At 52.9% G+C, this 17,312-nt stretch carries 16 protein-coding genes; 5 read left to right on the top strand and 11 right to left on the bottom strand.

Translation table 11 applies throughout. The features are described 5' to 3' along the window. Positions 1 to 52 precede the first annotated feature (52 nt). From EPD59_RS16580 to EPD59_RS16570, 3 genes are all read right to left on the bottom strand, one after another. A complete protein-coding gene (locus EPD59_RS16580) occupies positions 53 to 910 on the bottom strand; it encodes a dienelactone hydrolase family protein (protein WP_133273759.1) in 858 nt (285 codons plus the stop codon). Positions 911 to 1,042: 132 nt separating this feature from the next. Beyond that, the gene (locus EPD59_RS16575; RefSeq protein ID WP_133273758.1) at positions 1,043 to 1,414 is read right to left on the bottom strand and encodes a cupin domain-containing protein; all 372 of its coding nucleotides are present in this window, start codon (positions 1,412 to 1,414) and stop codon (positions 1,043 to 1,045) included. A gap of 19 nt (positions 1,415 to 1,433) precedes the next feature. Beyond that, entirely contained in the window at positions 1,434 to 1,697 is a 264-nt protein-coding gene (locus EPD59_RS16570; RefSeq protein WP_133273757.1) for a Kazal-type serine protease inhibitor domain-containing protein, read from the bottom strand. Positions 1,698 to 1,957: 260 nt separating this feature from the next. On the opposite strand from EPD59_RS16570, the gene EPD59_RS23810 reads away from it, so the two are divergent. Continuing rightward, positions 1,958 to 2,392, top strand: coding sequence for a YtxH domain-containing protein (locus tag EPD59_RS23810; protein WP_133273756.1), 435 nt, complete (start codon positions 1,958 to 1,960; stop codon positions 2,390 to 2,392). A gap of 174 nt (positions 2,393 to 2,566) precedes the next feature. Then, positions 2,567 to 3,001 carry a YtxH domain-containing protein gene (locus EPD59_RS16560; RefSeq protein WP_133273755.1) on the top strand — a complete coding sequence of 145 codons (435 nt, stop codon included), beginning with the start codon at positions 2,567 to 2,569 and terminating at the stop codon, positions 2,999 to 3,001. Between the two features lie 393 nt (positions 3,002 to 3,394). On the opposite strand, the gene lysS is transcribed toward EPD59_RS16560, so the two are convergent. The 6 genes from lysS to EPD59_RS16530 form a co-directional block, all read right to left on the bottom strand. Next, positions 3,395 to 4,885, bottom strand: a complete 1,491-nt coding sequence (gene lysS / locus EPD59_RS16555) for a lysine--tRNA ligase (protein ID WP_133273754.1) — start codon at positions 4,883 to 4,885, stop codon at positions 3,395 to 3,397. Positions 4,886 to 5,010: 125 nt separating this feature from the next. Continuing rightward, the gene (locus EPD59_RS16550; protein WP_133273753.1) at positions 5,011 to 6,048 is read right to left on the bottom strand and encodes a hypothetical protein; all 1,038 of its coding nucleotides are present in this window, start codon (positions 6,046 to 6,048) and stop codon (positions 5,011 to 5,013) included. 239 nt (positions 6,049 to 6,287) lie between these two features. Further along, a complete protein-coding gene (locus EPD59_RS16545; RefSeq protein WP_133273752.1) occupies positions 6,288 to 8,441 on the bottom strand; it encodes a carboxy terminal-processing peptidase in 2,154 nt (717 codons plus the stop codon). 347 nt (positions 8,442 to 8,788) lie between these two features. Continuing rightward, on the bottom strand, positions 8,789 to 9,610 hold the full coding sequence (locus EPD59_RS23805; protein ID WP_317128387.1) for a hypothetical protein: 822 nt from the start codon (positions 9,608 to 9,610) through the stop codon (positions 8,789 to 8,791). 203 nt (positions 9,611 to 9,813) lie between these two features. Further along, positions 9,814 to 10,182 carry a hypothetical protein gene (locus EPD59_RS16535; protein WP_133273751.1) on the bottom strand — a complete coding sequence of 123 codons (369 nt, stop codon included), beginning with the start codon at positions 10,180 to 10,182 and terminating at the stop codon, positions 9,814 to 9,816. Positions 10,183 to 10,305: 123 nt separating this feature from the next. After that, positions 10,306 to 11,496: a proline dehydrogenase family protein gene (locus EPD59_RS16530; protein WP_133273750.1), complete on the bottom strand. Its 1,191-nt coding sequence runs from the start codon at positions 11,494 to 11,496 to the stop codon at positions 10,306 to 10,308. A gap of 164 nt (positions 11,497 to 11,660) precedes the next feature. Here EPD59_RS16530 and EPD59_RS16525 point away from each other — a divergent pair, with 164 nt between their 5' ends. The 3 genes from EPD59_RS16525 to EPD59_RS16515 are packed head-to-tail and all read left to right on the top strand — an operon-like array spanning position 11,661 to position 15,135. Further along, positions 11,661 to 12,758, top strand: coding sequence for a chorismate mutase (locus EPD59_RS16525; protein ID WP_133273749.1), 1,098 nt, complete (start codon positions 11,661 to 11,663; stop codon positions 12,756 to 12,758). A gap of 51 nt (positions 12,759 to 12,809) precedes the next feature. Next, positions 12,810 to 13,856 carry a 3-dehydroquinate synthase gene (gene aroB / locus EPD59_RS16520; RefSeq protein ID WP_133273748.1) on the top strand — a complete coding sequence of 349 codons (1,047 nt, stop codon included), beginning with the start codon at positions 12,810 to 12,812 and terminating at the stop codon, positions 13,854 to 13,856. A 46-nt stretch (positions 13,857 to 13,902) separates the two neighbouring features. Continuing rightward, on the top strand, positions 13,903 to 15,135 hold the full coding sequence (locus EPD59_RS16515) for a 3-phosphoshikimate 1-carboxyvinyltransferase (protein WP_133273747.1): 1,233 nt from the start codon (positions 13,903 to 13,905) through the stop codon (positions 15,133 to 15,135). A 57-nt stretch (positions 15,136 to 15,192) separates the two neighbouring features. On the opposite strand, the gene EPD59_RS16510 is transcribed toward EPD59_RS16515, so the two are convergent. After that, on the bottom strand, positions 15,193 to 16,020 hold the full coding sequence (locus tag EPD59_RS16510) for an ABC transporter substrate-binding protein (RefSeq protein WP_240731455.1): 828 nt from the start codon (positions 16,018 to 16,020) through the stop codon (positions 15,193 to 15,195). A gap of 102 nt (positions 16,021 to 16,122) precedes the next feature. Further along, positions 16,123 to 17,193 (bottom strand): M42 family metallopeptidase, encoded by a 1,071-nt coding sequence (locus EPD59_RS16505; RefSeq protein WP_133273746.1) that lies wholly within the window; start codon positions 17,191 to 17,193, stop codon positions 16,123 to 16,125. Between the last annotated feature and the right edge of the window lie 119 nt (positions 17,194 to 17,312).

Below are 17,312 nucleotides of genomic sequence, written 5' to 3'. Positions count from 1 at the left end.
CAGCGCGTAGTAATAAAGTAATGGGATGAGTAGTAAGGAGTTTTCTGGTTGTTTAGGATAACTCCTTCTTAAACAACCCCAACGTCCGCTCCCAAGCCAACTTGGCGGCCTCAGCGTTGTAGCGGGCGGGGGAGGAGTCGTTGTTGAAAGCGTGGTTTACACCTTCGTACATAAACTGCTGATACTTCACATTGGCGGCTTTCAATGCCGCTTCGTAGGTCGCCGCTCCAGCATTTACCCGCTCATCAAGGGAGGCATAGTGCATCATCAGGTGGGCCTTGATTTTGGAAACGTCCGCGTCTTTGGGTTGGGTGCCGTAGTAGGCCACGGCGGCGTTGAGCTTGGGGTCGCTGAGGGCGAGGCGGTTGGCCATAGCGCCGCCCCAGCAGAAACCGACGCAACCGGTCTTGCCGTTGCTGTCGGGGCGCTGACGCAGGTAGGTGAGGGCCGCGAGGTAGTTATTGAGCGTTTTCTGTGAGTCGAGCTGGCCGATGAGGGTACGTCCTTGGTCTTCGTCGGTGGGCGTGCCACCAAACTGGGACAGCGCATCAACCCCCAGTGCTAAGTAGCCGGCTTGGGCCACCCGCCGCGTTACATCTTTGATGTGGGGCGTGAGGCCGCGGTTTTCGTGAATGACCACCACCGCGCCCCGCTTCTTTTTCCCTTTAGGGTGCACCAAGTAGCCCTGCATGGTGGTGCCGTCGCCGGGCCAGTTTACGGTTTCTTCCGTGAGGTTAGTATCCTGCACGGGCACGGTGGCGGCGTTAGCGTAGCCGGGCTCCAGCACCGCCAATGCGGCCGTAGCCAGCGCCGCGCCACCGGTTATTTTCATCAACCGCTCCATAAATTCCTTGCGGGTGAGCGGGGCGTGGGTGTATTCGTCGAAGAGATTGATGATGCGCTGGTCCATGCAGGGGGTAAGAGGAAGTGAAGCGAGGCTTCGGGTGGAGAATAAGAGGTGAAAACAACGACTGGGGGGCTTTTTTGGCATCTCCCGCGCTACGTCAGCCGAAGAACAGCGCAGCTACGCAGGAGTTTAAGGCTACTCCTCCCGATTCACGGTGTCCATTGAAAAGGCCGGTACGCAGATCGACCAGTACTCGCACTCCGCATCAAATGGGTTGGAATAACGAACCCGCGCGCCAGCCTTGATCAAAAGTGACTCGCCAGCGCTCAGCTCAATGATGTCGCCATCTACTTCAAATCGCTTGCGGCCCCGCACTACGATCGTTATTTCATCGAACTCGGGACGCTGGTGGGGCTCGCTCCACTGGGGCGGCGCCACCATGTGGGCCACGCTGTAACGGCTGGTGTGAGTGCTGGCTAGGCCAATGTGCTCCTCAATGAGCTTGCCGTCGGTGGTAGGCACGCGGAAGGGTGCCTGCTGACGAAAATACTTTTTCTCTTCTGACATAGGGGCGGGGGGCAAATTCTTAGTTTTTTGGGGTGGTGGGGCACTCGCCTTTGGTGTAGGTGAGCACGCCCGCGTTGGAAGCGACACAGTCGTTGCTGTAGGTCTTGCCATTGCAGCCGCACACGGGGTCGTATTGCATGGTGCAGATACCAGCCGGGTCGATTTTGGTGGAGTCGATGCAGGCGGCGGTGGCTGCCGGAGTTGTAGCGGTAGAAGCGGCGGGTGGCTGGCTGCACATAGCCAGTAGGGGCATAAAAGCAGCTGCGAAAAGGAAGTTTTTCATACGCGAACAACGGGAAATAACCTGCTTGCCCAACTTGGGAGGACAGGTCAAAGTACGGACTGGGGGGCAAAATGCCCTCTTAATCAATGGTATATTTTATTTCAGCTATTTTTTATTCCTTAAATATAACCCAGCTTAACAGTGTTCGTATAGGCAATCAGCTTAACAAGCCGGGCGTGCCCTTACTTCACTGGCTCCACTATTTGGAGCCGACGATTTTACCGCCTGTTTTCAAGTATTCACTTTCTCTCCTTACCAACATGTCGTATCAACAAGAAGACAACTCAGGAAAAATTCTTCTCGCCGTATTAGCTGGTGCTAGCGCTGGCATCATTGCTGGCCTGCTGATGGCTCCAGATAAGGGCACCGCTACCCGTGGCAACCTGAAGAACGCTGCAGCTAAGTACAGCGGTCAACTCGGCGAGCAGCTCTCCAAATATGGCGAAGAGCTTGACTCTAAATTCAAAGGCTACGTAGAGAAGCTCGAAGATCTGGGCATTACTGGCGCAGGCAGCAGCCTGAAGCTGAAAGGTGACTGGAATGAGAGCAAAGGCAAACTGCGTCAGCAATACGCCCAGCTCACCGACGAGGACCTGCAGTACGCTGAAGGCCAAGAAGAAGATCTCGTAGGCCGCCTGCAGCAGAAGCTCGGTAAAGGCAAGCGTGAAATCACCAAAATGCTGAACGATCTGTAAGCCAACTCTGGCTTTGGACGATTACTAAAAGCCCCTCCTCTGTAATAGAGGAGGGGCTTTTTTTGTGATAACCTTCGCCGCATAATAGCGTTACAACTTGCGGATCGGCCCTGAGGCCTCAGAAGCCCTCAGGGCCGATCCGTATTCATCTTTCTATTCTTACTGCTTACGTTCATGAAAGACCAAAACGGCAAAATCATTCTTTCCCTGTTGGCTGGCGCCAGTGCTGGTATTATTGCAGGCTTGCTCCTAGCTCCCGAAACAGGCGAAGAAACGCGCACTACCCTCAAGAAATCGGCTTCCAAGTTCAGCGATGACTTGACCAAGCTTTTCCAGGACAGCCTGTCTAAAATCAATGACCTGAAAGGCGGCGCAACACCAGGCGGCGAAGAGTCGGCCAACCGTGCTAACGCCGATGACATCCTTAACTCGCTCAAATCGTCGGCGGGCACGCGGGCTGACCAGAGTGGTGACTTGGCCAGCGCACCGGGCGCCGGTCGTCGGGGCGGACAGGATATAACGGGTACTGGCTCGGTTGGTGGTAACGCCATCGGTGGTACCGACGCCGACGATATCCTGAACCAAGAAGGTCCGAATCGCGGCCTCTAAAAAAACAGAAATCTTTTCGGCGATTTGTAACCTTAGCTGTGCAATGCCGTTAAAGAAGACATAACCGGCTTGAAAGAAAATCGGAGAAGTATCGGAAGTAAAATTGCCGACAGTAGGAGCTTCTGCTGAGTATTGGTCAAACAGACTTAGTAGCAAAATCAGATTGTTCATCGCAAGCTTCTTCCTATCACCCCGATTGGAAGGGTAAGTCAGTTATAAAGGAAAGCCTCTCGTGATTTTTGCGGGAGGCTTTCTGATTTCTAGCCAGTACGGATTGTCGCTTTTTAATGGGCAGCTGCAATTTGAATTTATACAGCAAAAGAGCCCCTAGAGTCATTCTGGGGGGCTCTTTTGCTGAGCATTAAACACGGAAGTATTAGTTGTTCTCCGGCTTCATCTGGGGAAGAAGAGCACATCCTGAATGGAGTTCGAGTTAGTCATAATCATGCTCAGGCGGTCGATACCGATGCCTAGGCCAGCCGTAGGAGGCATTCCGTACTCCAAAGCTCGCAGGAAATCCTCATCGAGCACCATCGCCTCCACGTCGCCGCGCTTGCCAAGCTCCAATTGATCTTCGAAGCGCTGACGCTGGTCGATGGGGTCGTTTAGCTCGGAGAAAGCGTTACAGATTTCTTTACCGTTGCAGATAGCCTCAAAGCGCTCTACCAAGCCGGGCTTCGAGCGGTGCTTCTTCGCCAGCGGCGACATTTCCACCGGATAATCAGTGATGAAGGTAGGCTGAATGAGCTTCGGCTCGCACAGTTCGCCGAACAGCTCGTCGATGATTTTGGCTTTGCCCATGCTGGGGTCCAAGTGCACATTGAGCTTTTGAGCGGTTTCGCGCAGTGCGGCTTCATCCATATCAGTAATATCGACGCCGCTGAAGTGCTGGATAGCTTCAAACATGGTGAAGCGCTTCCAGGGCCGCTGGAAGTTGATGAGGTTGTCGCCTACCTGCACTTCGGTTTTGCCGTGCAGCTCGAGGGCTACGCGCTCTACCATTTCCTCCACCAAATCCATCATCCAGTAGTAGTCTTTGTAGGCTACGTACAGCTCCATCTGGGTGAACTCAGGGTTGTGAAACCGTGACATGCCCTCGTTGCGGAAGTCCTTAGAGAACTCATATACGCCATCGAAGCCGCCTACAATCAGCCGCTTGAGGTATAGCTCGTTGGCAATGCGCAAATACAGCGTCATGTCCAGCGTGTTATGAAAGGTTTTGAACGGACGCGCAGCAGCACCGCCGTACAAAGGCTGAAGAATGGGCGTTTCCACCTCTAAGTAGCCTTTGTCGTTCAGGTAGTTGCGCATGGCCTGCACCAGTAGCGTCCGCTTCATGAACGTCTCCCGAACATGCGGATTCACCACCATGTCCACGTAGCGCTGACGGTAGCGCTGCTCAGGGTCGGTAAATGCGTCGTAAATCTGACCGTCTTTTTCCTTCACTACTGGCAGCGGGCGCAATGCCTTAGACAGCAGCTTGAATTCTGTAACGTGAATAGAGGTTTCGCCCACCTGCGTTTTGAACACGCGGCCTTTCACACCCACGAAATCGCCTAAGTCAATCAGCTTTTTGAAAACCGTATTGTAGAGCTCTTTATCCTCACCGGGGCAGATTTCGTCGCGGTTGATATAAAGCTGAATGCGGCCCGAAGAGTCCATCAATTCTGCGAAGGAGGCTTTGCCCATCACGCGCTGCGACATGATGCGGCCTGCCAGACTCACTTCTTGGAAGTTATTGAGTTCTACATGGTAGTTATCCAGAATCTCCTGAGCGGAGAAATTCACGTCGAACAGCTCGGATGGATACGGCTCAATGCCGAGCTTATGTAACTCATCGAGTTTGTGGCGGCGTTGCTGTTCCTGTTCGCTGAGATGGTGCATGGTCAAAGGCTTTGAAATAAGGCCGCGAAGTTACGCCCGCCGCCCGGATTATGCAGAAACAAAAAGCGCTGCCCCAAAGGAGCAGCGCTTACGTGTATCAGTAGTAAGACGGTAAATAGAACGGATTAAGCCGCGATGTTCATTTGGGCGGGAGCCTCACCAGTCAGCAGCGGCTCGATGCGGTTGCGCAGACGGTCGGCCACGAAGCTGTGCTGTAAGTGCTTGGGCAGGTCAGCGAGTAGCTGCTGATAGCGCTCCAGGCCCATAGCTTTAGCCACGTAGCTCTCGTGAATCCCATTGAGGTAGCTCACGATGTTGAGCAGCGACTGGTGGAAAAGCTTGAAGTCAATCTCGGCCTCCACGTAGCGCTCGATCTCACGGCTGGTCTGCGAAATGCGCAGGCGGCTGAGCAGATCGAAGATGGTCGTGTAGCCTAAGCGCCACGTAATCTGCTGCCAATGCTGCGGAGTCCACTTGTCGAGCACCTTGCCGGTCTTCTGGCTGCGCAGCGCGGTGTTGGGGTTAGCCTGCACCTGCTGACGCGTGATCTGGGCCTTCATCTTGCGCGTAGTGCGCAGGAACTGGCCGATCTGAGCCTGGGCTTCAATCTCCTTGCCTGCAATGTGCAAGCCAGCCTTGTAGCCAGCCAGCGGCAGACGGTGAATGCTAAAGTCGCCGTAAGCACCAGCGGCGTAGAATGACACTGGTCGCGGATAGGCATTGCGCACAACTAAGCGGCCCACCTCCCGCTGAATCAGCGAAGAGTTGTTGGAGCGTACGCCAGTGGTATACAGAAAAGCCTGCAAACCAGATAAGATGGTATGATATGCCTGCGGAAATGTCCAGTGCAGAGCATTGCGTAAGTAATCTTCATCGCCTAGCTCAGCGGTAGCACGCAGAGCGTACTCCGTGCTCCAGCAGGCGTGCAGGAGCTTGGTGATATTCGGGATGTCGGCGTCGGTCAGGTCGGCCTGATGCGCCCGGAAGTAGGGCAGATGCTGCAAGCCGCCAGTCGCGTCGTCGTTCTCCTGAATGTGGTAGTTTATGGCAAAGAAGTAATTGAGAAAAACCTGGGCAGGAATCGATTTGCGCCACGTTTCCTCCGCTTGCCTCTGCTCGTCCGTAACGAGCGGAATGATGTTGTTCTCTAATATCGTCGTCATGCAAAGTAAACAGCTTGGACTAGCTTTGAGTTGCATATTTACTAAAAATATTCGCCAATATTTAATTTAATTATAATGCTGTTAATCAATGATTTATATTTAAAATATGATGATTGATTAGCAACAACTATTAGAGTCGATTTACTAATTTAATTGTCATTGATAGTAAGAGCCAAAAAAGCCCCCAGAACCGTTCTGGGGGCTTTTTTGGTAAGCTGTGTGAGCTTACTAAACGTTGCTTAAATCTGGTCCTTAACAACAGCCACAGCCTCACGCAAGGTGATATCCTTCTTGAGGTTGCGAGTAAATCGGGTAGCCCGGTTTACCTGTACGGTATCGGAACCCAACTGACGAATGTCAACGGCCAAAGGAGCAATTTCGAGCGGCTTTGCAGCTTTCTGCAATTGCTCATACTTATCTGATTCTGCTTTGGCTAGCAATTGCTCAGCCCGATACGTATCCAGCTTCAGGCTAACCATCGTTTCGTTCTTCCGCTTGATCATGCGCTGCACCATACCATTGATTAGCTTGAAGCTTTCACTAGTGTCCACACGCTTCTTACTAGCCTCAGTTAGCTTAGCAACGGCGGGGGCACCACTCCAAGGACGGTAGCGAGCTGGGCTGATCTCATCCCACTTCAACGGATAATCCGACTCCTTCTCACCTTGGTCGAGGTAGCTATACATGTCTGGCAGGATAATGTCCGGCACTACACCTTTAAACTGCGTAGAGCCACCGTTGATGCGGTAGAACTTCTGCGTCGTCAGCTTCAGCGAACCAAAAGGCTTGATGTTGTTGAATTCAGCGGGCATCGCGTCATCCAAGTCAAAGACACGCTGGACCGTACCCTTACCGTAAGTGCTGGCCGCACCTATCACGACGCCACGCTTATAGTCTTGGATGGCAGCAGCCAAAATTTCGGAGGCCGAAGCACTGTACTTATTTACTAGCACCACCAGCGGCCCAGAGTATTGCACGCGAGGGTCGCGGTCGTTCATGATGGTTGGCGCACCTTGGCTCGAGCGAACCTGTACTATAGGGCCATTCTCAACGAATAAACCAGCCATCTCTACGGCATCCTGCAAGGAACCACCACCGTTCTGGCGCAAGTCGAGCACTACACCCTGTACGTTTTCGCTGGTTAGCTTCTCCAACTCTTTCTTAACATCAGTAGCGCTGCTGCGACCACCATTGTCACTGAAATCAGCATAAAAGCTTGGGAGGCGGATATAGCCTACCTTTTTACCGCCTTCGTTGATAGTAGCTGACTTAGCGAAGGTTTCTTCGATGATAACCACGTCACGGATGATAGGAATTATCTGCGTGCTGCCATCCGCTTTCTTTACCGTAAGGCGAACCTCAGTTCCTTTCTTGCCTTTGATCAGCGCTACCGCTTTATCCAGACGCAAGCCTTCAACGGATACCGGCTCAGCTGTACCCTGCGCTACCCGCAGAATAATATCACCAGCTTTCAAGTCACCTTGACGATACGAAGCACTGCCCGGAATCAAATCAGATACCTTAATCTGACCATCTTTTTCTTGTAACGAGGCACCGATTCCTTCAAATTGGCCAGTCATGCCTTCGTCAAATCTTTCTTTATCGCGGGGGGCAAAATACTCAGTATGAGGATCGTAGGTGTTAGCAATAGCATTGGCATACAGTGCAAGACGCTCCGCTGCGTCCGTCTGCATCATATCGTTAAACTGGCTATCGAAGTACTTCAATACCCGCTTGCGTGCCTCAATTTCCATTTCGGCAGGTGTCCGGTTAGGCTCATTAGTCGCCACGATGGCCGGTTTGCCAATAGAGGCAGTAGGAGCCAAGGCTTTTTCCTTGCGCTTGGCCTGCTCATCCATCATCTCGGAAACCCGTGAGAGGGTATGATACTTCAAATATTTGCGCCACTCTTCTCGCTGGGCAGCCTTATCGGCCGCAAAAGTCATTTTATCCGACTCAGTCTCAAATGACTCTTCCTTGGTGAAGTCGAAAGGTTGGGCCAAAATCTCGCGATACATAACCTGCACATCTTTCATGCGCTGGTCCATCAGCTGCGAGGCTAAGTCGAGGAACTCGTGGGTACCCGCTTTCACCTGATCGTCGATGGCCGTCTGGTATTTGCGCAGCTGCGCTACGTCCGACTGCAACAAGAACTTCTTATTGTAATCAATGCGCTTTAGGGTCAGATCAAACACCCGCTTTGAGAAAGTATCATCTACTTTTTCAGGCTGGTAGTGCGCTACAGTTAAGCCCTGAAGCATGGCTTTGATGAGGACCTCATCTTTCTGCGGCGCCCGGGCATCGGTACGCCGGTAGAGCTTGTAAGAAGCAAGCACAAAGATGGCCATCACCAGCGAGGCATAAAGCCCTATTTTCAAGCGGGGAGAAGACATGGAAATCAGCGTGAAATGGAGAAAATCAAAAGGAAATAAACCGCGAGCCGCTTATCAATTATCTAGCGTGGGACCGGCTATAAGCACAAAACGCTAGCTATTGGCAAATAAGTGCCCACAAGCACAGGAAAGGAAGCGGCTTTGCCAGTAGGGTTGCATTATACCACATCAGTAAAACTCTGCAATCAGCTACAGATACGCAACAGGATATGATTCGGATAAAAAACCCAAAGCATAATAGCTAAAATAAGGCAACTGTCTTATCGCTCCTGCTTATATATAACAAAAAAGCCCCCTCTATGTTAGAGGGGGCTTTTTATCAAAGATTAGTTAGCTATAGATAGCTACTAGTAGCGACGAACACGGTCGGCGTTATGACGACGGAACTCCTCTTCGAAGTACTTAGCGTCTTCATCGTTGCGGGGCTTCACACCCATTACGATACCGCCTTGCTTAATGTCCTGCTCGTACTCGGCAGCGTGCTCCTCAGGAATACCTGAACCTACTAGTGCACCTACTAGGCCACCAGTTAAGCCACCAGCACCAGCACCAGCCAAAGCTGCTGCAATAGGACCAGCGATAACAAGTCCTAGGCCAGGAAGGGCAACCGAAGTACCGATAGCGGCGATAGCGCCGATAATAGCACCAGCAGTACCACCAATGGCCGAGCCTACACCAGCACCTTCCATAGCTTTGTCGCCTAGATCAGTGTCAGGAGTATTTTCGCCGAAGTGACGCTTACGGGTTTCATCCGACATCAATAGGTTAACGTCGTCTTTGCTGTAGCCGCGTGAGGACAGGGTGTTATAAGCACGCTCAGCGCTGTCACGGTCACGGAACGAACTAGTCATCATGCCGCTGCTCTTGCTAGAGTCATAAGGCTGGCCAGTTACGGCGTGTGCCGCATGGTCGGCAGTGTTCTGAATACCATCTACGGCACGGCCTACTACTGCACCAGGAGTACCGGCGATAGCGGCACCTTTAGCAGTAGCGCTGAAATCGTCGCCTTCTACATTTGAGCTACCAGTGCTGGAGTTGCCCATATTGCCGCTTGATGTTGTATTACCCGTCGTGCTGTTGCTCATGCCCGTACCAGCTGAGCCAGTTCCGTAGTTAGCGCCTGAGCCTGTACCAGTATTCGTGGGGTTGTTGCTGTTGTTCGTTTCCATTTGGGTAGGGTAGATTAGATTGTGGTAAAGGGAGAGTTTAGCTAGCTGTGGAAGCTTTAAAACAGAAAAGCGCCCCACTAGCCAGTTGAGTAGCTAAACGGCGCGCTTCGTGTGGGGGTTACAGAAATTTCTGTATAGCTCCTATTCTATCTTCAGATTCTGATCTATTGCAGTCTACAGATGAGCTAATTGCTCAGCCTGAATCAGCCAAATTTCTCGTAGTTGGCATCAATCTGCCAAAAGTCGCGGCACTCTTGGCGTAGGTTTTTTAAAAATTCTGGGTCTTGCTTTAAGGTGCGCCACTCGCCCAATCCCAACCGTTCGCACAGCTTGAAGAAGGTATCACCCTGGCCTTTTGAGCCCGCTACTTTTACCAAGCAACTCAGAATAGGCCGTCCATTATTGAATTCCTTCTCTGATATCTCACTTAGAATCTCGTTCAACCGTGATTTTTCGTGTGAAATCTCTAGGTTGAGGCCTAACTCGGCTTCTTGCACTAGGTTCAGGTAGCTAGTAGTACCTACCTGGTGGCGGGCAAATCGAATTAGGTGGCTGCGAACACGAGCATTCATTGGAGCAACGGGAGTAGTCGGGCGGGAAAGGATTAGCAATGTACTGTTCAAAACTAACATATTTGAGCAGTCCTATGATCGCAAACCAAAACTGTGCCGACGTAAGGTCTCCTATTGTACGTCCTATTTTTTGCTCTTACGTCGCGTCATTTCTCTTTGAATAAGCGAAAACTCCCGGCTGCTTTGGCCTGCAATGGCAGTATTCTCGTCGGCGCGGCGCAATAGATAAGGCATGACCGCCTCCACCGGACCATAGGGTACATACTTAGCCGTGTTATAGCCTGCATTTGCCAAGTTATAGCTCAGATTGTCGCTCATACCATAGAGTTGCGCAAACCAGATGCGCGTATCCTGCGGCCGTAAGTTGTGCTCCTGCATCAGTTCAGTGAGCAATAAGGAGCTTGCCTCATTATGGGTGCCGGCACAAATGCTAATGCGGTCGACGTGGGTTACGCAGTAGCGAAGCGCCTCGTTATATAGTTGATCGGTGGCTTCTTTGGTAGGGTTGATGGGGTTCTGGTAGCCACGCTGAGCGGCAGTACGGCTTTCCTTTTCCATGTACGCACCCCGCACCAATTTGCCCCCCAGGTAATATCCTTCACGTTTGGCAGTTTCGTACGCTTGCTCAATTGCTTCCAAACGGTCGTGACGGTAGAGCTGGTAGGTGTTCCAAACGATAGCCGACTCCCGGTTGTATTTGGCCATCATCTCATACGCCATGTTATCAACGGTTTCCTGAAACCAGCTTTCTTCCGCATCCACGAACACACGCACTCCATACTGGTGGGCGCGGGCGCAAATAGCATCCACTCGGGCTTTAGAGCGCTCAAAGCTGGCTTGCTCAGCCTGAGTGAGCGTCTGTTTGGCCTGCACCTTCTCCAGAATAACGCTGTCGGCGAGGCCAGTTACTTTAAATACGGAGAAGGGGATATGAGTGGAACGATGCGCCAAATCGATGGTGGCCAAAATCTCGTCGCGCGTGTGATCATAGCTTTTGTCGCTGCCTTCGCCCTCCACCGAGTAGTCGAGGATAGTGCCGATGTTGTAGCGGCCCAACTCTTCGATTACGGGCAGGCACTCCTGAATGGTCTCGCCGCCGCAGAACTGTTCAAAGATGGTTTTCTTGATCAGAAACTTCACTGGCAGGCCCCATTTGAGCGCTGCTTTCATCATGCCGCCCCCAGCTTTTACCAGGGTGTTATTGTTCATAGCCGCGAATAGCGCATACATCTGGCGCAATTCGGCATCAGATTTAGAAGCAAAGGCAACAGCGGTATCGTTGAAGGACAGAGACGGGGCGTGGGTGGCTAACATAGAGCGGGTGGTTTTTAAACAACGCTTTTGGGTGGGCGAAGATAGGTTTTAAACAACGTTTTGACCGGTAGAGTTACCTTGCAGCCCGCTCTTTTTCCAATCCCCTTACTTGAGGAGCTGGGGGCTTTTTGGGGCTGCCCCCTCCCGAACCCGCGTTTATGTACATGGATACTACTGCCAAAGCCACTTTTTTTACCCACTTGCTAGCCAACAAAGGGCTGCCGTTGCTCATTGCGGGCCCCTGTAGCGCCGAAACTGAAGATCAGGTACTTACCACCGCCCGCGCTCTGAAAGCAATAGGTCAAGTAGATCTGTTCCGCTCGGGCGTTTGGAAGCCTCGCACCAAACCTGGTGGGTTTGAGGGCATGGGCACCACCGCGCTACCGTGGTTGCAGCGGGTACAGGAGGAGGTAGGCTTGCCTGTAACTATAGAAGTAGCCACGCCGCGCCACGTAGAAGACGCCCTGCGCCACGGCATTGATGTACTCTGGATTGGGGCCCGCACCACCGTTAATCCCTTTGCTGTGCAGGAGTTAGCCGAAGCGCTGGCTGGTACGGGTGTGCCTGTAATGGTTAAAAACCCGGTGAACCCAGATGTGGCGTTGTGGGCGGGTGCTTTGGAGCGGCTGGAGCGCGTGGGTATCACCGATTTAGCCGCTATTCACCGCGGTTTTAGCACGTTTGCGCCATCCCGCTACCGCAATGCCCCCACGTGGCAACTGGCGTTTGAGCTGAAAGCGCGCTTTCCCCAAGTGCCTCTCATCTGCGACCCCAGCCATATTAGCGGCCGCCGCGACCTAATTCTGCCCGTTTCGCAAAAGGCGCTCGACCTGGATTATGACGGCTTGATGATTGAAACGCATCCTGACCCCGATAATGCCCTTTCCGACGCGGCGCAACAGGTAACGCCAGCGCGGCTAGCCGAGATTTTGTCAGAGCTGAAGTACCGTTACCGCTCCTCCAACAATGCCGATTTCCTGAATAAAGCCGAGGAGCTCCGACAGCAAATAGACACGGCCGACCGGGAATTGATGGAGGCGCTAGCGGCGCGTATGGCGTTGGTAGAGCAGCTGGCCGAGTACAAGAAGGAGAACAACGTAAAGATTTTGCAGATGGACCGCTGGCAGGAAATATTCGCGTCGCGGCGAGACTGGGGGGCAAAATTGCGCCTGAATGACCCGTTTGTGGCCAAACTGTACGAGCTGATTCACTTGGAAAGCATTCGTAAGCAAACTGAGATTATGAACCAGAACCCGGAATAGCCGTCTTTACTACCTGTGCTTTCGATTGTTCTCCGCTAACCCATCCATCCCTTGCAAGACACTCCCGCCATTGGCCCCCACGCGTTGATCGAACTTGCCGACTTACTGCGCCAGCCGGCCGTGAGTCAGGTTTTTGTGTTAGCCGACGCCAATACCATTCGACTCTGCTACCCGCGTCTGCGCGAATTCCTGCCTGATAATCACATAACTATCGAGATTCCGGACGGGGAAGAATATAAAGTGCTGGCTACCTGCGAAACCGTGTGGGAAGCGCTTACCCAAGCCCACGCCGACCGTTTTGCGGTGCTCGTAAACCTTGGTGGCGGCGTGGTTACGGATCTGGGGGGCTTTTGTGCGGCGCTTTATAAGCGCGGCATTCGTTTCGTGCAGGTGCCTACCACGCTGCTGGCCCAGGTAGATGCCAGTGTGGGGGGCAAAACCGGCATCGATTTCCAAAATTTTAAGAACCAGCTCGGGGTATTTCAGACCCCGGCGGCCGTGTTCATTGAGCCTCGGTTTCTGAATACACTCGACCCCCGCCAGCTCAAATCCGGCTACGCGGAAGTAGTGAAGCACTGGCTGATTGCGGACGCTGCCGCGTTTGAACACCATCGGCGCACTGGCTTTTTTGTGGACGAGTGGGGCCCTATTATTCACGAGTCAGTCGTGACCAAAGAGCGCATTGTAGCTGCCGATCCGCTGGAGAGCGGTTTGCGTAAGGTGCTTAATTTCGGCCACACCGTGGGCCACGCCCTCGAAAGCTACCTGCTCAGCCAGCCCGGCCGTGAGATTCTGCACGGCGAAGCCGTTGCCGCCGGTATGATTTGCGAAAGCTGGCTCTCTGTGCAGAAAGGCCTTCTGAGCGAAGAAGAGCTGGACAAGATTGAGACGTTCCTATTCTCGGTATTCGAAAAGGTGCAGTTTGTTACGCTCGAAACCGATGCCATTGCCGAACTGGCTCTTCAGGACAAGAAAAATGCTGGCTCTACCATCAATTGTACCTTGCTGGAAGGTATTGGCAATGCCATTTACGACCAGCCTGTAAGCGTAGAGGAGATAGCCAGTTCCCTGCGCTATTATCATCGCCTCTTGAGCTAAAAAACAAGTCTCCCACGCCTTGCGCGTTACTTTTCTGATACCCAGAATGCCCGATTCCATAACATTATCCTGGCCCGGCGACCCCCTACGGGGCACCGCCCAACTGCCAGCATCCAAGAGTGAAAGCAACCGCGCCCTTATCATTCAGGCCCTTGCTGGTAACGGCTCACTCACCAATCTCTCCGACGCCAACGACACCCAACTCATGCGTCGGCTGTTGGCCAGCCCCGCCGCCGATACGCTCGATGCGGAAGATGCCGGCACTGTCATGCGCTTCCTCACGGCCTACTTATCCGTCACCGACCGGCGCGTGCTGCTTACTGGTACTGCTCGCATGCGGGAGCGTCCCATCGGCGTCCTCGTTGATGCTCTGCGCCAGCTCGGAATGCAGATCGACTACGCAGAAAAGGAAGGATATCCACCGCTTCATATCAAGGGTTGGGGGGCAAATTTGCCTTCTACAGATATGGCTGAACTCACCGTGCGCGGCGACATTAGCAGCCAATATATTTCGGCGCTACTGATGATCGGGCCCCAACTCCCCGGCGGGCTGCGGTTATTCCTGACGGGCAAAGTCGGTTCACGGCCCTACATCCGCATGACGCTGGCACTTATGCAGCATTTTGGCGCCGACTGCCGCGATTTGGGCTCTGTGCTGGAGGTGCGCCCCACTGCCTATAAGCCCGCCGATTATGCTATTGAGGCCGACTGGTCGGCGGCCAGCTATTGGTATGCGATGGTGGCTTTATCGCCGGCTGGGGGGCAAATTTACCTGCCAGGGCTGCGCCGCCACTCCCTGCAAGGCGACCAGGCAATTGTGGGCATAATGGAGAGGCTGGGCGTAGCCACCGAATTTCTACCCGATGGCGTACAGCTCACCCAGCAACCCATAACGGGTGGCTTCTCCCAAGACTTCACCGATTGCCCCGACCTAGCTCAAACCGTAGCCGTAATAGCCGCTGCTCAAGGCGTAAACGTAGAAATGACCGGCCTGGAAAGCCTGCGCATCAAGGAAACGGATCGTATTCTGGCCATCCAAACCGAGCTAGCCAAATTCGGCGCTACATTCACTGAGGTGCAACCCGATGTATTTCGCGTTGCGGCTACTGGTTTTAAAGTAGATGGCCAAACCATCGCCACCTACCACGACCACCGCATGGCTATGGCCTTCGCTCCGCTAGCGCTGCGCGGCCCACTAACCATAAATGCCCCCCAGGTAGTTCGCAAGTCGTATCCCAGCTTCTGGAATGAGCTGAAACAGGCAGGCTTCAAAGCTTAGGGCTGAAGCGGTTTCAAAAGGCGGTCATACAAAGCAGCAGCGAAGCATGACAGCCTCTTACACTTTAGGTACCACAGTGGCTCTTAACGCAGCAAAATACGCCACCGAGTGTTGCAGCCGGCTGCCATACCAGCTGAATAATTCTCCGTCCACTATCCGGATTTGGGCTGAAGGACAAATTGCCAGAAACTCCGCAATGTGCTTATCTGCAAATGGATAGGGCTCCGACGACAATAGGACAACACGCGGCGCGGCCGCAGCCAACTGCTCTGCTGAAATTTCTGGATAGCGCTGCTGGGGGGCAAATACGTTGGTAAAACCTGCCTGCGTCAGCATATCATCTATAAACGTGTCTGCCGCCGCCGCCATATACGGTTTGCGCCAAATGAAATAGGCGGCTGACACTGCCTCCGAAAGAGGCGAAAGCTGCGCAAAGGAATGCTCAATAGCTGCCGCCATTTGGTCAGCCTTGGCCTTGGCACCTACCAGCACGCCCACCTGCCGAATCATGCGCAAGGCATCGGTAAGGGTGCTAATGTCGCTGAGCCACACCGGATAAAGCGCGGCCAACTGCTCAATGCCTTCCTGATAATTTTCCTCCTTATTCCCGATAATAAGATCAGGCTTTAGCGCGGTAAGCTTCTCAAAATCAAAATTTTTGGTGCCACCGATTACAGTAGCCTGCTGCCGCGCGTCGGCTGGATGAAGGCAGAATTTGGTTACCCCAACTACCTTTTTCCCCAAACCTAAATCGTGCAAAAGCTCCGTCTGCGAAGGCACCAGCGACACAATTCGTTGCGGCGGATACGGTACCACCACGCGCCGTCCCATCTGATCGGTAAGTGTAAGAGGCAGAGCAGGTGGGGGAGGAGGAAACTGAGACATACGAAGCCAAAAACACGATAAAGCTTTCTACAAAGCCACAACGCCGACCTGACAATATGGTGTCAGGTCGGCGTTGTGGCTTCGTATTCTAGATAAGCACTATTAGCTGAAGTAGCGAAAATCGTGGCCGTCCTCGATGCGCAGCAGCGTTTGGTAAATCAGCTGAATTACGTTCTCCACATCATCCTGGTGTACCGTCTCCACGGTGGTGTGCATGTACTTGAGTGGTAGAGAGATAAGTGCTGCCGCCACACCAGCATTAGAGTAAGCAAAGGCATCGGTATCGGTGCCAGTAGCGCGGGTAGCGGACGCGCGCTGAAAGGGAATGTCAGATGTTTTGGCTGTTTCGATGATCAGCTCACGCAGGTTATTCTGCACCGCCGGACCATAGGTAACTACCGGCCCTTTGCCGCAGTGCAGGTCCCCACTGGTTTTCTTCTCATACATGGGCGCCTGGGTGTCATGAATCACGTCCGTGATGATGGCCACATCGGGCTGAATGCGGTGGGCAATCATTTCTGCCCCCCGCAGGCCAATTTCTTCCTGCACGGCATTCACCACATAGAGGCCAAAAGGCAGCTTCTGCTTGTTTTCCTTCAGCAACCGGGCCACCTCCGCAATCATAAAACCGCCAATCCGATTATCCAGCGCTCGCCCCACGTAGAACTGCTCGTTCATCACCATGAACTCATCTTCGAAGGTGACAACTGAGCCGACGTGAATGCCCATCTTCTCTACCTCCTCCTTCGACGTGGCGCCACAATCCAGGAAGATGGTTTCAATCGTTGGAGCCTTGTCTTGCTCTACCTTGCGCACGTGGATAGCCGGCCACCCAAAAATGGCTTTCACAACTCCCTTGTCCGTGTGAATATTTACACGCTTGGACGGAGCTACCAACGCATCAGAGCCACCATTGCGCCGTACATAGATGTAGCCTTCTTTCGTGATGTAATTCACAAAGTAAGAAATCTCGTCGGCGTGTGCTTCAATAACTACTTTATACTTGGCTTCTGGGTTAATAACTCCAACTACCGTTCCGTAGGTATCCACGAAATATTCGTCGATGTAGGGCTTTACGTAGTCAAGCCACAGCTTTTGCCCTTCCTTCTCAAAGCCGGTTGGTGAAGGGTTGTTTAGATATTTCTGGAGGAAATCGAAAGATTCGTTACGCATGGGTAGGTCAGGTTAAGAAGCTGCCATCCGGGAAAGAGTATCAAGGAGCCGAAAGAAGCAAATACTCGCTAATCGGTCGTGAATACGTTGCAATCAGTGCATTTAGGATGGCTAAGTAA

It is taken from the genome of Hymenobacter radiodurans (assembly GCF_004355185.1).
GTDB lineage: Bacteria > Bacteroidota > Bacteroidia > Cytophagales > Hymenobacteraceae > Hymenobacter > Hymenobacter radiodurans.
Note: the sequence above shows the minus strand (reverse complement) of the source record. Positions and strands in the feature narration are given on the sequence as shown.

Excerpts from the sequence above, each read along its gene's own strand:
- EPD59_RS16580 (WP_133273759.1), bottom strand. The coding sequence starts at position 910 with ATGGACCAGCGCATCATCAATCTCTTCGACGAATACACCCACGCCCCG.
- EPD59_RS16575 (WP_133273758.1), bottom strand. The coding sequence starts at position 1,414 with ATGTCAGAAGAGAAAAAGTATTTTCGTCAGCAGGCACCCTTCCGCGTG.
- EPD59_RS16570 (WP_133273757.1), bottom strand. The coding sequence starts at position 1,697 with ATGAAAAACTTCCTTTTCGCAGCTGCTTTTATGCCCCTACTGGCTATG.
- EPD59_RS23810 (WP_133273756.1), top strand. The coding sequence starts at position 1,958 with ATGTCGTATCAACAAGAAGACAACTCAGGAAAAATTCTTCTCGCCGTA.
- EPD59_RS16560 (WP_133273755.1), top strand. The coding sequence starts at position 2,567 with ATGAAAGACCAAAACGGCAAAATCATTCTTTCCCTGTTGGCTGGCGCC.
- lysS (WP_133273754.1), bottom strand. The coding sequence starts at position 4,885 with ATGCACCATCTCAGCGAACAGGAACAGCAACGCCGCCACAAACTCGAT.
- EPD59_RS16550 (WP_133273753.1), bottom strand. The coding sequence starts at position 6,048 with ATGACGACGATATTAGAGAACAACATCATTCCGCTCGTTACGGACGAG.
- EPD59_RS16545 (WP_133273752.1), bottom strand. The coding sequence starts at position 8,441 with ATGTCTTCTCCCCGCTTGAAAATAGGGCTTTATGCCTCGCTGGTGATG.
- EPD59_RS23805 (WP_317128387.1), bottom strand. The coding sequence starts at position 9,610 with ATGGAAACGAACAACAGCAACAACCCCACGAATACTGGTACAGGCTCA.
- EPD59_RS16535 (WP_133273751.1), bottom strand. The coding sequence starts at position 10,182 with ATGAATGCTCGTGTTCGCAGCCACCTAATTCGATTTGCCCGCCACCAG.
- EPD59_RS16530 (WP_133273750.1), bottom strand. The coding sequence starts at position 11,496 with ATGTTAGCCACCCACGCCCCGTCTCTGTCCTTCAACGATACCGCTGTT.
- EPD59_RS16525 (WP_133273749.1), top strand. The coding sequence starts at position 11,661 with ATGGATACTACTGCCAAAGCCACTTTTTTTACCCACTTGCTAGCCAAC.
- EPD59_RS16515 (WP_133273747.1), top strand. The coding sequence starts at position 13,903 with ATGCCCGATTCCATAACATTATCCTGGCCCGGCGACCCCCTACGGGGC.
- EPD59_RS16510 (WP_240731455.1), bottom strand. The coding sequence starts at position 16,020 with ATGTCTCAGTTTCCTCCTCCCCCACCTGCTCTGCCTCTTACACTTACC.
- EPD59_RS16505 (WP_133273746.1), bottom strand. The coding sequence starts at position 17,193 with ATGCGTAACGAATCTTTCGATTTCCTCCAGAAATATCTAAACAACCCT.